The organism is Brochothrix campestris, from assembly GCF_046058945.1.
In the GTDB taxonomy this organism is placed as follows: Bacteria; Bacillota; Bacilli; order Lactobacillales; family Listeriaceae; genus Brochothrix; species Brochothrix campestris.
Map to the genome: position 1 here is coordinate 2077228 of NZ_CP175511.1, position 13929 is coordinate 2091156.

Annotated in this window: 16 protein-coding genes; 9 read left to right on the forward strand and 7 right to left on the reverse strand. The window is 39.7% G+C overall.

The window, feature by feature from the left end:
• Window positions 1-3 precede the first annotated feature (3 nt).
• Both ACJYYY_RS10300 and ACJYYY_RS10305 read left to right on the forward strand, forming a co-directional pair.
• Window positions 4-867, forward strand: a complete 864-nt coding sequence (locus tag ACJYYY_RS10300; protein ID WP_035313612.1) for a TIGR03943 family putative permease subunit — start codon at window positions 4-6, stop codon at window positions 865-867.
• Between the two features lie 87 nt (window positions 868-954).
• The gene (locus tag ACJYYY_RS10305; RefSeq protein WP_408868911.1) at window positions 955-1320 is read left to right on the forward strand and encodes a DUF1516 family protein; all 366 of its coding nucleotides are present in this window, start codon (window positions 955-957) and stop codon (window positions 1318-1320) included.
• Window positions 1321-1381: 61 nt separating this feature from the next.
• Here the strand turns inward: ACJYYY_RS10305 and ACJYYY_RS10310 are convergent, their stop codons facing one another.
• Window positions 1382-2263, reverse strand: coding sequence for a phosphate ABC transporter substrate-binding protein PstS family protein (locus tag ACJYYY_RS10310; protein WP_035313614.1), 882 nt, complete (start codon window positions 2261-2263; stop codon window positions 1382-1384).
• A gap of 247 nt (window positions 2264-2510) precedes the next feature.
• Here ACJYYY_RS10310 and ACJYYY_RS10315 point away from each other — a divergent pair, with 247 nt between their 5' ends.
• Window positions 2511-3872: a L,D-transpeptidase family protein gene (locus ACJYYY_RS10315; RefSeq protein WP_035313616.1), complete on the forward strand. Its 1362-nt coding sequence runs from the start codon at window positions 2511-2513 to the stop codon at window positions 3870-3872.
• Window positions 3873-4445: 573 nt separating this feature from the next.
• Here ACJYYY_RS10315 and ACJYYY_RS10320 read toward each other — a convergent pair.
• From ACJYYY_RS10320 to ACJYYY_RS10330, 3 genes are all read right to left on the reverse strand, one after another.
• Window positions 4446-5204 carry a 3D domain-containing protein gene (locus ACJYYY_RS10320; RefSeq protein WP_051456850.1) on the reverse strand — a complete coding sequence of 253 codons (759 nt, stop codon included), beginning with the start codon at window positions 5202-5204 and terminating at the stop codon, window positions 4446-4448.
• A 295-nt stretch (window positions 5205-5499) separates the two neighbouring features.
• Window positions 5500-5841, reverse strand: a complete 342-nt coding sequence (locus ACJYYY_RS10325) for an antibiotic biosynthesis monooxygenase (RefSeq protein ID WP_408868912.1) — start codon at window positions 5839-5841, stop codon at window positions 5500-5502.
• An 83-nt stretch (window positions 5842-5924) separates the two neighbouring features.
• Window positions 5925-6314 (reverse strand): DUF1149 family protein, encoded by a 390-nt coding sequence (locus ACJYYY_RS10330; protein ID WP_035313618.1) that lies wholly within the window; start codon window positions 6312-6314, stop codon window positions 5925-5927.
• A gap of 156 nt (window positions 6315-6470) precedes the next feature.
• On the opposite strand from ACJYYY_RS10330, the gene ACJYYY_RS10335 reads away from it, so the two are divergent.
• Window positions 6471-7340 carry a MetQ/NlpA family ABC transporter substrate-binding protein gene (locus ACJYYY_RS10335; protein WP_408868913.1) on the forward strand — a complete coding sequence of 290 codons (870 nt, stop codon included), beginning with the start codon at window positions 6471-6473 and terminating at the stop codon, window positions 7338-7340.
• Between the two features lie 43 nt (window positions 7341-7383).
• Here the strand turns inward: ACJYYY_RS10335 and ACJYYY_RS10340 are convergent, their stop codons facing one another.
• Genes ACJYYY_RS10340 through ACJYYY_RS10350 form a run of 3 tightly spaced genes read right to left on the reverse strand, consistent with a single transcriptional unit; the run spans window position 7384 to window position 10313 of the window.
• Window positions 7384-8277 carry a glycine betaine ABC transporter substrate-binding protein gene (locus tag ACJYYY_RS10340; protein ID WP_035313622.1) on the reverse strand — a complete coding sequence of 298 codons (894 nt, stop codon included), beginning with the start codon at window positions 8275-8277 and terminating at the stop codon, window positions 7384-7386.
• A 9-nt stretch (window positions 8278-8286) separates the two neighbouring features.
• A complete protein-coding gene (locus tag ACJYYY_RS10345; RefSeq protein WP_035313624.1) occupies window positions 8287-9129 on the reverse strand; it encodes a proline/glycine betaine ABC transporter permease in 843 nt (280 codons plus the stop codon).
• The gene (locus ACJYYY_RS10350; RefSeq protein WP_035313626.1) at window positions 9129-10313 is read right to left on the reverse strand and encodes a glycine betaine/L-proline ABC transporter ATP-binding protein; all 1185 of its coding nucleotides are present in this window, start codon (window positions 10311-10313) and stop codon (window positions 9129-9131) included. The genes ACJYYY_RS10345 and ACJYYY_RS10350 overlap by 1 nt, the downstream gene beginning before the upstream one ends.
• A gap of 283 nt (window positions 10314-10596) precedes the next feature.
• On the opposite strand from ACJYYY_RS10350, the gene ACJYYY_RS10355 reads away from it, so the two are divergent.
• The 5 genes from ACJYYY_RS10355 (at window position 10597) to dhaM (ending at window position 13830) form a co-directional block, all read left to right on the forward strand.
• Complete coding sequence (locus ACJYYY_RS10355) at window positions 10597-10986, forward strand: VOC family protein (RefSeq protein WP_035313628.1); 390 nt, start codon at window positions 10597-10599, stop codon at window positions 10984-10986.
• Window positions 10987-11051: 65 nt separating this feature from the next.
• The gene (locus ACJYYY_RS10360; protein ID WP_051456851.1) at window positions 11052-11801 is read left to right on the forward strand and encodes a tyrosine-protein phosphatase; all 750 of its coding nucleotides are present in this window, start codon (window positions 11052-11054) and stop codon (window positions 11799-11801) included.
• Window positions 11802-11865: 64 nt separating this feature from the next.
• On the forward strand, window positions 11866-12855 hold the full coding sequence (dhaK, locus tag ACJYYY_RS10365) for a dihydroxyacetone kinase subunit DhaK (protein WP_035313700.1): 990 nt from the start codon (window positions 11866-11868) through the stop codon (window positions 12853-12855).
• Window positions 12856-12869: 14 nt separating this feature from the next.
• Window positions 12870-13466: a dihydroxyacetone kinase subunit DhaL gene (dhaL, locus tag ACJYYY_RS10370; protein WP_035313629.1), complete on the forward strand. Its 597-nt coding sequence runs from the start codon at window positions 12870-12872 to the stop codon at window positions 13464-13466.
• Complete coding sequence (gene dhaM, locus ACJYYY_RS10375) at window positions 13459-13830, forward strand: dihydroxyacetone kinase phosphoryl donor subunit DhaM (RefSeq protein WP_035313631.1); 372 nt, start codon at window positions 13459-13461, stop codon at window positions 13828-13830. Before dhaL ends, dhaM begins: the two co-directional genes overlap by 8 nt.
• Window positions 13831-13929: the final 99 nt, after the last annotated feature.

The window sequence follows — 13929 nt, forward strand, 5'->3', positions numbered from 1 at the left end:
TTAATGTTACGCGTCTATTTGTTATACGGCTATGCCGCCTTAATGACGTATTTTCATGTCAGTGGCAAACTCGAACAATACATTAATATGAAGTATGCCTATTTAAGTTTAATCGCCCTCTTTGGCACCCTGATTTTAGGCACGATTCAACTCATTTTAGTGTTCCGTGACGAGGATGCGGATGCGCATAAACACATAGTGACCGCTAAACCTGCTCCCGGTGAACATGTTCATACCGGTGAAAATCGTTGGTGGAAAAAGGTGATTGTCTATGGTCTATTAGCTTTTCCGCTCTTATCCGGCTTTACCTTTCCTGAAGTCTCACTTGATTCAAACATCGTCGCTGCCAAAGGGTTTAAGTTTCCCACAAATACCGATGCCGTTGGCGATTCCTTTGTTCGCAATCAATACCTCAAGCCCGACACTAGTTTCTACTATAATAAGGAAGATTATACAAAAACAATGCAAGCTGAACTTAAACCATATGTTAATAAGGAGCACATTACCTTAACCGACGATAATTATTTAACCGTGATGGAATTGATTTATGACTATCCTGCTTTATTTTCCGGCAAACAATTAACCCTGACTGGCTTTGCCTACGAAGAAACGGCGAACACTAACAAACAACTCTTTCTCTTCCGCTTCGGTGTCGTACACTGTGTGGCCGATTCTGGTGTGTTCGGCTTACTGTTAAACTTACCGACCGACCAAAATTACCAGAATGATACGTGGCTCCAAGCAACAGGGACGATTGGCACTGACTTCTATGCGCCGTTCAAACAAACAATCCCAACCTTAACAGTCTCTGACATTAGCAAAATTAAAACACCGGCAGAGAAATACGTCTATCGTAAATACAATTAGGCATTCATTTGACGATTGCTTTGCGCTAGCCAAAACGGTACACTAAAGAGAGTGTTTATTATTTATTACAGAATGGAGAATTTATTTATGTTTAAAACTTTTTTAGCGATTCATGCCTCTTCGTGGGCGATTTTAATTGTGCTATTGATTGCAGCTGCGATGTTGTACAGTAATAAGGTTATCAAAGTCGGTACAATCGTTCACATGATCTTGCGCTTAATGTACGTCGTAATGCTTGTTTCTGGCTGCGGCATGCTCTTTTTAGCAATTGATAACAGCGGTATGAATTCATTTACTTGGACCTTCTTAGGTAAGGCCGTCTTAGCGATTGCCATGATGGGTGTTTCTGAAATGCTGTTAATTCGTATCAAAAAACAAAAAACAAGCCTTGTCATGTGGATTGTTGATATTGTTTTACTCGTTGCTATTTTAGGCATTGCCTTTTCACATTAAGCATCAAAAAAACCGTTGAAGCAACACTTTAACTAGTGTCGCTTCAACGGTTTTTTCGTTGTTATTTAGTTGTTACTTTACCATCAACTGAACGTTCAACTTTCATTGCATTGACTGATGAATAGCCGAGCTCAGTCACAACGCCTGTTTGGACATCATCAGATAACATGTAGTCAATAAACGCCTCTGTTTGTTTATTTGCATCTTTCTTCGTATACATATGTTCATAAGCCCAAATCTTCCAATCATTTGTTTGGACATTGGCTTCTGTCGGTTTAACTTTATCAATCGTTAGAGCCGTTACTGCGTCATCGAAATATGAGAAGGCTAAATAACTTATCGCACCTGGTGTTTTTGCGACCATTTGACGCACTGTCCCCGAATTATCTTGTTCCTGTGCCTTCACTGATTCCTTGCCATCAAGTGCCCATTTCTCAAATGTCGCCCGTGTCCCCGAACCCTCTGCACGATTAATAACCGTAATCGCTAAGTCTTTGCCACCAACCTCTTTCCAGTTCGTAATCTTGCCGGTGAAAATCCCCACCAATTGCTCTTTCGCTAAGTTGGTGACACCTGTATCTGGATTAACGATTGGTCCCATTCCAACAACTGCCACCTTATTATCTTTAATTTTCGCTGTATCTACGCCTGTTTTTTCTTCGGCAAATACATCAGAGTTTCCAATATCGACTGTTCCTGCTGCAATTTGACTGAGACCTTGTCCACTCCCACCACCTTGAACATTGACGGTCACCTTACTATTTTCAGCTGTAAAGGCTTTGCCCACTTCTTCAGCTAACGGCTGTAAAGCGGATGAACCAACAGCGGTAATCGTCCCAGTCATTTCTGCTGACGCTTTTCCTTCCTTTTCATTATTTCCACATGCAACCAGCACTAAGCTCGCAACCACTATTATTGAAAACAACCCGATTGTTTTTTTCATCTCATTCACTCCATTTCAAGTTTGGTGTTCCTTACAGTTATTACTATACCGACTAATTGTAAAGCTGTAATAAAGGTATTGTTTTGTTTGTGTAAAGAAACACACCGCACCCTCAATAGTTACAAACACCCAGCCAATAAAAACATACAGTCGCGTTATTTTGATTTCCCATCAGATAAATGGTATTCTAAAGTAATATTTGCTAGTAAATAGTGAATTTGTCTAGACGAAAGGAGCATCTATTACGATGTCTAAAAAAACGCGTAATCTTTTAATTAGCTTTATCCTGTTATTAGTTGGCATTTACGGTATCATCACCTATACCTATAAAGATACATACTTACCTAACACATCCGTTAACGGGGTACCGATTAGCAGGTTGACAGTCAAAGAAGCCGATAAAAAATTAACCGATCACTTCAATTCAAAAAAATATCATTTGACTGAGAATGAGACCACACGATTCACTTTAACAGGAAAAGAGCTTGGCTATAAGGCTCAGTTCAAACAACTTCTAACATCAAAACAACAAGCTCAGACCGCCTTTAGTTGGCCTATCGCTCTCATAAGGAAACAGTCCTATCAAACGACATCGAATACCTTCCTTGATGAAAAAAAATTAACGAGAACATTAGAACAACTTAGCCTCAATGACGGTCAACGCACCGCGTCTAAAAATGCAACAATCGCTAAAAACGAAACCGAGTTCAGTCTCGAAAACGAAATTTATGGTGATGAAATTGATTTACAACAAGTGATTAAGAAAATCAAAACAACAGTCAGTAAAGATAAAACGACGATTAATTTAAACGATACCTATATTAAACCGACTTTGTTAGCCTCCAATAAAACGTTATTAGCGAGTTTAGCTTCCTTAAATAAATTGAAAGAACAAACAATCACATTAGCAATAAGTAAAAATAGCGTACGTATTCCGCAAAAGACCATCATCGAAACGTTACGTGTTACAGATAAGGGCGAAATCGCCACAGATACACGTGCGATTACAAACTATGTCGCTACTTTAGCAGCAAAATATGATACGAACGAAACAGCACGCTCTTTCAAAACAACTAACAAGGGTACCATTACGACAGCGGCGAGTGGCACGTATGGTTGGTCACTTAACACCTCTGATACCGAACAAAAGTTAGCAAACGCCCTACTTACAGGTGAAAATCAAACGATTGAACCGCTCCATTTCGGTTCGGGATATGGTGACAATGATCATACGATTAGTGGCACCTATGTTGAAGTCGATACAACTGATCAGCATATGTGGTTTTATAAAGACGGAAAAAAAGTAACCGACACAGCTGTTGTTACAGGTGATTCGAGTAAAAAACACGATACACCTCGAGGTGTTTTCTCAGTTTGGAACAAAGAACGGAACGCTACCTTAGTTGGTGAAGATTATAAACAGCCCGTTTCTTATTGGCTCCCCATTGATTGGACTGGTGTCGGATTACACGATGCTGGTTGGCGACCTAAATTTGGCGGGACCATATATAAAACGAGCGGTTCTCACGGCTGTGTGAATACCCCTCCCGCCGTTATGAAAGTGATTTACGATAACATTAAGGTCGGAACACCTGTCGTCGTTTATTAATGAAACAAGCTGTCAGTCATTATACTGGCAGCTTTTTATGTGTGAAAACGATTGTGTTTTTCTTATTCAGGATATGAAAAAGACAAAAGAATGCTCTATCGCTGATTTTCGATAGAGAAACTTTGTTTGTTATTGCCACTAAACATTGGCGATATCAAATCAAATGTCATGCAGCTCCACTTTTTTCTACAAGATTATCATTAGGCACAAGTTCTTCCATCGAAATTAATAGAAGTTGCTTTCAATCTTCTATTTGTTGTTTGGATGCTATAGGAACGCCAGCTCCTTATTTATCTCTAATTTATAACAACAAAATGTATGTACAAAGTAATCAGTTTTTTCAGTGGGGCTTTTTTTCCGAACATTTTGAGGTGGGCTACGCGAGGTTGCGTTAGGAAAACACACCAAAGTATGGCGGTAAGGTAACACCCGCAACTGTTTCCCTCATAATTGGAAGGACAAAAAAAGTAGCAAACCCTATCGGTTTACTACTTTGTCTTAGGGCCACTCTTCTTTATTCAAGAAAAATGTCCCGCTCTCCATCTGATGCTAATCTCCCAAACTTAACTATATTTATTTGACAGTCACAGTCACAGTTTGGCGACCCCATTGAACCGCTTCAGCTGTAGACATATTTAAATCAATAATATTACCTTGAATCGCACCACCTGTATCACGGGCCACAGCTGTACCATAACCTGGAACATAGACAGTTGAACCTAACGGAATAACACTCGGATCAACAGCAATCACTTTTTCACTTGTTGATGTCACAAGATAACCTGAAGCTGTACGACCACCTAATGAGACAGCATCATATGCAGTTGCTTGCACTGTTACTTGACGACCACCTGTTGTATTGGCTTCTACTTTTGGTACTGCTTGCTCTGCTTTTGGTGCTGCTTGCTCTGCTTTTGGTGCTGCTTGCTCTGCTTTTGGTGCTGTGGTAGTTGCAACTGCTGAACTACCTGTTAATTTCAACACTTGCCCAGGAATAATAATATCTGTCGTTAAACTATTCCAACTTTTAAGATTCACTTCAGTTAGATGTTTAGCTGTCGCTATTTTCCACAATGAATCACCTGTTTTCACAGTATAGGTTGCATCTGAAGCTGTCAGTTGTAAAGCTTGATCAGCGTAAATGACATCAGATGATAATTTATTTAATGACTTTAATTCTTCAATTGAGATGTTCTTTTCATTGGCTATCTTCCATAATGAATCACCTGTTTTCACAGTATATGTGTTAGCTGATGCGCTAGTTGTTGTAAATGTCACAGTAGCAAGCGTTAATCCTGCCATAATTGTTGCCGTTAATTTTTTGATATTCATAAGTTTTAATAACCTCCTTAAGATTATGTATTAACTTTAACATCAAAAAAGATATCATGGGTTACACTCAAATTAAGAGCTAGTAACGCTCAGATGCTGAAATCGAGCACAACTGTTATAGTTGTAATATTTAATGGACGGTCAAAATGAGGTAGAATCGCTTATCACAAGAGCTTTCCTCCTTAATCGCACAAAAAACGGCTGTCTTATTTGTTGCCTGACTGTAATATGAGAACTAAAAAAACACCGCATATCTAATCGCGGTGTTTGATAATCAATAACTATTTAATTAATGTTAACGAACAGGTAACTGTTCATGTACAACATCGTAACGGCTAATTGAACTACTAATAATACCCTTGCGTTGTTCTTTTTGATGACGTGTATCTTTTGTACGGCCATGAGCCTCTTTAAAATGAGTGCTTTTCACCCAGTTTTTTTGCGCCTCATCAGTCGTCCAACGACTTGTTACAACAACTTCTTCAAACTCGTCTTTTGCTTGGTTGTGAAACAATTCAAAGCCTAAGAAACCTTCAACGTCAGCAATGCGCTGTGACACATCACCTTGCGTAAATTGTGAAATCACATGTTCACCATAACCAGGTTCAATTTTAATTGTATTCGTAACAATAATCATCTGTAATCCCCTCAATTCTTAGTATATCTTTAATTATAGTTGATAACGATTATCATTGTCAATTGAATTTGAAAAATCATCTGTTAGTTATTCGCTTCAAATTGAAGTTTATAACCTGGCTTGTCAAAGGCAATTTCGGTAACATCATACGTCATACGTTGGACGTAGTCTAATAGCGCCTCTGTCAATTCACGGACAATAGCCGCGTCTATCTCATTAACCGCTTCAAAGTAATCGACAAATTGAACCATTCGACTAATTTTACCGACAACTTTAAAATCTTCTAATTGAATATCAAATGATAATTCGAGGCGACAAATTTTCCCTTTTTTAAACATCTCATTATCATCGGTACCGACAGGTGCTAATTCGATTATATTGGTTTCAATTGTTGGCGTGGTTTTCTCAAACTGTTTTTCAGGTGTACTAAAATTAAATGTTTCTACTTTAATTTCTGATCGATTAATTTGCATTGAATAACCTCCTAGTTTACAAGTCAGGATAACTTGCATATATATTATTTTAGCATATCTCAGCAAAATTATTGACTTATAACCATTGTATGCTATGCTATTTTACATTAACTGATGATTATCGTTGTATCATAATCAATCTACGGGAGACTGCTCATGCAAAAAAAAATAATGTTACCGCTCACCCTCCTTCTGCTAATGACGTTGGTTTTAGCCGGATGTGGTTCACAACAAAAAACTGTTTCCTCTATTAAAGTGGGTATTTTAGCCGATAATATTATTTGGCAACAAATTAAAGACGCTAGTAGCGATAACTCTTTAAAAATAACCTACCTAACCTATGCTACGAACGATGAGCTCAATCAAGCTTTGGCTGCGAAGGAAATCGATGTTGCCGGTTCACAAACAATCAGTGCCTTCGATAACTCCAAACAGAAACTTAAGCTTGATTCCCTTGTGTCAATCGGTTCACTTTATTGGGCACCACTCGGATTGTACTCTAGCAAATACAAACAACTCACTGATTTACACAACGGCGACACGATTGCCTTACCCGCAGATCCTGCCGAATTGGGACGTGCACTTGTCTTATTAAACGAAGCCAAGGTTATTACTTTAAACGCTAACTTTAATGGTAAAGGCGACCTCAATAAAATCGTCAAAAATCCAATGAAACTTAAGTTTCATTTACTCACTACTGCTGATGAGGTTCGCCTTGATGACTACGAAGCTGTTGCTCTCACGAACGAAGCTGCTCGCAAGCAAAAGCTTACTATCAACGACAAAGCCTTAACAATCGAAGTTGTCGTACCGAAAGCTTATGTCACCATCCTCGCGACTCGTACAGACAACCAAACAGATCAAGTTGTACGCGATTTTTTGAAATTAAGCCAATCGAAACAAGTAATTACCGCTGTCACTAAACAAGCTGAAAATGGTGAACAAATCGTCAAAATGCCATTAGAAAGCTTGGACGGATATGAGACAAGTTATACCGAGAAAGTCTCGCAAAAATCCGGTATGTAAAGAAAGGGTGTTCACTCAATATCATCGAGTGAACACCCTTTTTTTAGTTATTCTTCAAATCGGCAATCGAATTAATGTTTGTCATATAGGTCGGTACTGCCAATCCAACTTTAGCACCTTTTAAGTTCGGACCTAAGTCTTCAATATCGGCTTTATAATCTTGCATCAATTTACCTGATGTATTTGGCAACCAAGCCGCAACCATTGCATCAGCCTTGTTGGTTGCGATTGAAATCCACATTGGCTGAATTTCCATTGCTTGAATGGTAACGTCATAGCCCACACCACGTAGTGCTTCCGCAATCACGTTAGTTGAGGCAATTTCAGAATCCCAAGCGACATACGTCATCGATAAGGTTTCACCTTTAACTTTAGGTACATCCTTCGTCCATTTAGCGACTTCATTTGCATGTTTTTTCACCCAAGCTGCAGCAGCAACCTGTGGATCATCACCATCATTCACCTGCAGCATCACTTCTGACATGTCTGCTGGTTTCCAATTAAAGCGATCAAGTACCGTATATGCTTCTGGTTTATCCTTCTTCAAGCCTTTTCGGACAATCGTATTAATGTTCTCACTACCACCAAAGACATTTTCTGGATCATCTAAAAACTTCAAATCGAACTTGGTAAACATCCAGTGTGGTGTCCAGCCTGTAACAACGATTGCTTGTTTATGTTTAATCGCCTTACTCAACGTACTGGTCATTGCCGCTGTCGAGCTCGTTTGTAACTGCCAATTATCTTCTCGTAAATTATAGACAGATAAGGCCTTATCTGTTCCACTCATAATACCGGTGCCCGCATCAATGCCAGTAATCGTATAGTTGATTTGCTTGCCAAGTTTTTCGTGGTCATCATACGCAGCAATCTCCGAACATGACGCCAACAAAACAGTAGTGATGAGCAGTAAAAATACTAATGTATATTTTTTCATTTCATCACCCTACTTTCTTTTAGCCGTAAAGGCTTGCGTCATTCGGTCTAAAATAATCGCTACAATGACAATCGCAATACCGGCAGTAAAGCCAGCACCTGCTTCGTTACGCCCAACAGCAAAGTATACTTGTGTTCCTAGTCCCATCGCACCAATCATTGAAGCGATAACAACCATCGATAAAGCTAGCATCATCGTTTGATTGATACCGGCCATAATCGTTGGTTTCGCTAGTGGCAATTGTACTTTAATTAATTTCTGCCATGCTGTCGAACCAAACGAATCGGATGCCTCGGTTAACTCAAGCGGCACTTCGCGTATACCAAGATTCGTCATCCGGACCGTTGGTGGCATCGCAAAGATAACGGATGCAACAACTCCAGGTACCATTCCGATACCAAAGAAGGCAACGGCCGGAATAAGATAAACAAAGGCCGGCATCGTTTGCATGAAATCGAGGATTGGTCGAATAATACTTTCAGCTGTTTTACTTTTAGCCATCAAAATCCCTAATGGCACACCAAAAATGAAGGTGATTAAGCTACTTGTAATGACAAGCGTTAACGTCTGTGTCATATCGCGCCAAAAACCAAGATTCCAAATCAATAGTAAACCAACTAGTGCAAACACTAATAAACCATATTTTTTTGATTTTCGTGTAACAGCAAAAATCACAGCTAACAAGAGGATAATAAAGAGCCATTCAGGTATTAAATCGAATACCCATTGAATACCATTAACGATACCGCCAATAATATTTGTGATGACATTGAAAAAACCTTCAAATAACGTTAATTTATCAACAAGCCAATCAATCCAGACATCTAATGGTAATTTTGGTAGTTTATCCATTATTCATCGCCCCCATTTCCCGATAACGCTGCTAGTAATGAGCCACGAATCACAATCCCAATAAACTTCTCATCTTTCAGGACCGCAATCGGAACAGGACTGCTTGACATTTCTTCGATTAAATCATTGACTGGTGTATCAGCATCAGTAGTTGGTATATCACGGTGGATGATATCAGAAAATTCACCTTCACTCTTTTTAATAAAGGTTGACACTTCAAGTGCATGTACCATACCGATTAATTTACGCTGTTTCGTTACAAAAATACTTGATAAACCTTCTTCACCCATTAACTTCAAGGCGAAACGTGGGCCACGACGTTCTATGTCAATTGTTGTCGGGCGAATCATTACATTTTCAGCAGTCAATACTTTCGAGCGATCGACATCTTCTGTAAATTCTTCAACATAGGTATTCGCGGGATTCATTAGTATTTCTTCAGGTGTCCCAATTTGAACAACTGAACCATCACGCATAATCATGATGCGATCACCAATTTTCAAGGCTTCATGTAAATCATGTGTAATAAAGATAATTGTTTTTTGTAAATGTGCCTGCAATTCGATCAATTGTTCTTGCATATCTTTTCGATTCAACGGATCTAACGCTGAGAAAGCTTCATCCATCAAGAGTACATCCGGATTGTTTGCCAACGCCCGTGCTAAGCCGACTCGTTGCTGCATCCCACCCGATAATTGATTAGGGTATTGTTCACCATATCCTTCTAATCCTACTGTTTTCAAGGCTTCTTCTGCTAACTTGAAGCGTTCTGTTTTGTCTACACCTTGAATTTCGAGACCGAATTCGACATTTTTTTGAATGCTGCGGTTTGGAAACAAACCAAAATTTTGAAACACCATACTCATCTTGCGACGTCTCACATCAATCAATTCTTTTTTAGTCATTGTCGCTAAGTTTTCACCATCTAATAACATCGCACCCGATGTTGGCTCAATCAGTTGGTTTAACAAACGAATCAGTGTTGACTTACCACTTCCTGATAAGCCCATAATGACGAAAATTTCTCCTTCTTCGACATTAAAAGAGACGCGATTAACACCGACAGTTGCACCTGTTTGTTTTAAAATCTCGGCTTTTGATGCTTTTTTATCCAATAAAGCCAATGCTTTAATTGTATTTTTACCGAACACTTTTGTTAATTCTTTGACTTCGAACTTCGACATTTAAACCATCCTTTCGTAGTAACCAATTGGTTATTTTGACCTTTTATTCACCAAAAAACACTTACTACTATCCTATAACCTTAACAAAGATATAGAACTACTTCAACAAGACTCACTCCAATTAAACGACTATTTTACACCTAACACTAGGCTACCGCTATCTTTGTGGAAAGTTATTTTTAAATCTAGCTAGGCTGTTTCTGAGTGTTTTTTAAGCAATTCAGTTGATATCACTGTTTTTATGTACTACTATTAAAGTAACTAGCTAAAGGAGCTGACAAAAATGGCATTTAAAATGTTACACACGTGTTACCGTGTCAAAAACTTACAAGAATCCATCGCATTTTATAAAGAAGCACTCGATTTTGAAATCGTCAAAGAACGCGATTTTCCTGATGCAAAATTCACGTTAGTGTATTTGAGTAATTCGTTAACAACGGATGAATACGAACTCGAATTAACGTATAACTATGACCAAACAGAACCGTATACAATCGGAACAGGATATGGTCATATCGCGGTTGAATCTGATGATTTAGAAGCAACGCACGCGCGTCATTTAGCAGCAGGATTTGATGTTGGTCCATTAAAAAGCTTAGCAAATAATGCGGCCTCTTATTACTTCATTACCGATCCAGATGGTTATCGAATTGAAATTATCCAAGCAAAATAAAGACATACTGCAGCGCCAATTTCGGATTGAATTGGCGTTTTCATTTAATGAAGGGAAGTTCCCATATGAAACGAAGCATTATCAATTTCCGTGATATCGGTGGTTTAAAGATTGCAGATGGACGATGTATCAAAAAAGAAACACTCTACCGATCGGGTAATCTTGCGCAAGTTAAAGCTGCTTCACCAGCCTTTTCAACTTATCGTATCGCAACAGTTTGTGATCTGAGAACGTTGGTTGAAAAACGTTATCAACATACGAAATATGATTTTGATAATGTTGTCAACGTCCCATTAGTCGATAAGAGCCGCCAACTTTTCACTAAAAAAACATTGAAATTAATCACGCGCAAAGCGACTGAGGCTGACTTCGAACGGTTGATGATTGATACGTACAAAAACATGGTACTCTATTGCCAACCTGAAATCAAAACAATTTTCACTCTTCTGGCTGATGCCACTCAATTACCATTACTGATTCATTGTTCTGCCGGCAAGGATCGCACAGGCTTTATCAGTGCCCTCATCCAGTTATTACTTGGCGCCTCATATGACGATGTTTTAGAACATTATCTCGCATCCAATGATGAACTCACCTCTTCCATACGAGGACCTGCTCGTCTATTAAAAGTGATTAGTTTCAATCGTTTAAGTTCTGAGACGTTAGCGCCGATTAGAATGGTCCGTCAAAGTTATTTAGATGCCGCCTTGACGATTATTACAACCAATTTCGGATCGGTTGAACAGTATTTAATACAAGACTGTGGCCTCACTGCCACAACCATTCAAGAAATCAAACAGAATTTACTCCAGTAAGGAGTTGCTGTTTGTTTCTTTAAGATGTAAAATGAAAGCGTATACAACAAAAGGAGTGATTGATTTGAAAAAAATTATGAATGCACCAGAAAATATTGTTAATGAAATGTTAGAGGGACTCACGACTGTACACAAAGAGCTCGTTTATCGTGTGCCGGGCACTTCTGTAATCGCTAAAGTGGCACAGTCAGCTGGCCAAGTGGGACTTGTTAGCGGCGGTGGTAGTGGCCACGAACCTGCACACGCCGGTTTCGTTGGTGATGGTATGTTGGCAGCCGCTGCTTGCGGCCCTGTTTTTACCTCTCCTTCTCCTGATCAAGTGCTTGAGGCAATTAAAGTTGCAGATAGTGGCGCAGGGGTATTGTTAATTATTAAAAATTACAGTGGCGATATCATGAATTTTGATATGGCGAAAGACTTAGCAGAGATGGAAGGTATTGCGGTTGACTTTGTTATTGTCGATGATGATATCGCGGTTGAGGATAGCACCTATACACAGGGGCGTCGTGGTGTTGCTGGCACGATTTTGGTACACAAAATTCTCGGCGCCGCTGCGCGTTCGGGATTGAAGCTCGCCGAGTTAAAAGCAATTGGCGATGCACTGATTCCTAATATCAAAACATTAGGTCTTGCGATAAATCCGGCAACGGTACCTGAAGTCGGTAAACCTGGTTTTGAATTAGGAGCTGATGAAATTGAATTCGGGATTGGTATTCATGGTGAACCCGGATACCGTCGTGAAAAATTAAAAACATCCGCTGAAATGGCAACCGAGTTGGTCGACACACTGGAACGAAGTATTTCATTAGAGCAACAATCGATTGCGGTCTTAATTAATGGACTCGGGGCGACACCGTTGATGGAGCAATATGTATTTGCTAACGACGCCTTACGGCTGCTTGAAGCAAAAGGCGCTTCAATTGTTTTTAAAAAACTAGGGGATTATATGACGGCCATCGATATGGCAGGTGTCTCGTTGACTGTTCTAACCTTGACTGACTCACGCTATCTTGATTGGCTTAATGAACCCGTTACAACAATCGCATGGAATTAAAGGAGGAATAACCAATGTTAACTAATGCTAATTTAATGACTGCCCTCAACTTGTTTTGTGATGACTTAATTGCTAATAAAGCCTATTTAAGTGATTTAGATTCACCAATTGGTGATGGTGATCACGGTGTCAATATGTCACGTGGGGCACTTGCTTTAAAAGAAGCACTTATCGAAAAACAACCTGGCACTTTATCAGAAACATTCAAACTGGCTGGAATGACGTTATTAAGCAAAGTTGGCGGCGCTTCTGGCCCATTATATGGCTCTGCCTTTATGGGCATGAGCAACATTAGCGGCACTGTTTTAGCGAATTCCGAACTCGCCGACGCCTTACAATTAGGAATGGACATGGTTGCTAAGCGTGGAAAATCGACGGTCGGAGAAAAGACCATGCTCGATGTTTGGGGGCCTAGCATTGCGCACATTCGCGCAAATGACCTTACAACCACAACGATTAAAGAGGCGGTTGATGCTACGAAAGACCTCCTTGCTACAAAAGGTCGCGCTTCTTTCTTAGGCGAACGCTCAATCGGTCACATCGATCCAGGGGCAGCCTCATCAGGCTTCTTCTTTAATAATTTATTGAAAGCAGGTGTCTTGGATGACTAATGCTGGTATTGTTATTGTCTCACACGTTCCCGAACTGGCGGAAGGCGTCGTTCGCTTACTAAAAGAAGCCGCAAAAGATGTGCCGATTACTTTTTCAGGTGGCAACGATGACGGTGAAATCGGCACGAGTTTTTCTGTCATTGAAGCTGCCTTAGCAAATAATAGCGGCGACGAAATTTATGCCTTTTATGACTTAGGTAGCGCCAAGATGAATCTTGAAATGGTTGCTGAACTAAGCGCTAAAAACATCGTCATTTACGATACTGCTTTTATCGAAGGTGCTTACACTGCCGCCGCCCTTTTAGCAACGGGCGCTAAGCGTTCTTTTGTCGAGGAACAGCTACAATCTTTAACCATTAAATGATTCATCAATTTATGCCTTGAATTACGCATAAATTGATGAATCACTCAAATTTTATCAAAAAAACCCGTCACTACTTGCTTTGCAAAGGTGATGGGTTTT

Excerpts from the sequence above, each read along its gene's own strand:
- ACJYYY_RS10300 (WP_035313612.1), top strand. The coding sequence starts at position 4 with ATGTTACGCGTCTATTTGTTATACGGCTATGCCGCCTTAATGACGTAT.
- ACJYYY_RS10305 (WP_408868911.1), top strand. The coding sequence starts at position 955 with ATGTTTAAAACTTTTTTAGCGATTCATGCCTCTTCGTGGGCGATTTTA.
- ACJYYY_RS10310 (WP_035313614.1), bottom strand. The coding sequence starts at position 2,263 with ATGAAAAAAACAATCGGGTTGTTTTCAATAATAGTGGTTGCGAGCTTA.
- ACJYYY_RS10315 (WP_035313616.1), top strand. The coding sequence starts at position 2,511 with ATGTCTAAAAAAACGCGTAATCTTTTAATTAGCTTTATCCTGTTATTA.
- ACJYYY_RS10320 (WP_051456850.1), bottom strand. The coding sequence starts at position 5,204 with ATGAATATCAAAAAATTAACGGCAACAATTATGGCAGGATTAACGCTT.
- ACJYYY_RS10325 (WP_408868912.1), bottom strand. The coding sequence starts at position 5,841 with ATGATTATTGTTACGAATACAATTAAAATTGAACCTGGTTATGGTGAA.
- ACJYYY_RS10330 (WP_035313618.1), bottom strand. The coding sequence starts at position 6,314 with ATGCAAATTAATCGATCAGAAATTAAAGTAGAAACATTTAATTTTAGT.
- ACJYYY_RS10335 (WP_408868913.1), top strand. The coding sequence starts at position 6,471 with ATGCAAAAAAAAATAATGTTACCGCTCACCCTCCTTCTGCTAATGACG.
- ACJYYY_RS10340 (WP_035313622.1), bottom strand. The coding sequence starts at position 8,277 with ATGAAAAAATATACATTAGTATTTTTACTGCTCATCACTACTGTTTTG.
- ACJYYY_RS10345 (WP_035313624.1), bottom strand. The coding sequence starts at position 9,129 with ATGGATAAACTACCAAAATTACCATTAGATGTCTGGATTGATTGGCTT.
- ACJYYY_RS10350 (WP_035313626.1), bottom strand. The coding sequence starts at position 10,313 with ATGTCGAAGTTCGAAGTCAAAGAATTAACAAAAGTGTTCGGTAAAAAT.
- ACJYYY_RS10355 (WP_035313628.1), top strand. The coding sequence starts at position 10,597 with ATGGCATTTAAAATGTTACACACGTGTTACCGTGTCAAAAACTTACAA.
- ACJYYY_RS10360 (WP_051456851.1), top strand. The coding sequence starts at position 11,052 with ATGAAACGAAGCATTATCAATTTCCGTGATATCGGTGGTTTAAAGATT.
- dhaL (WP_035313629.1), top strand. The coding sequence starts at position 12,870 with ATGTTAACTAATGCTAATTTAATGACTGCCCTCAACTTGTTTTGTGAT.
- dhaM (WP_035313631.1), top strand. The coding sequence starts at position 13,459 with ATGACTAATGCTGGTATTGTTATTGTCTCACACGTTCCCGAACTGGCG.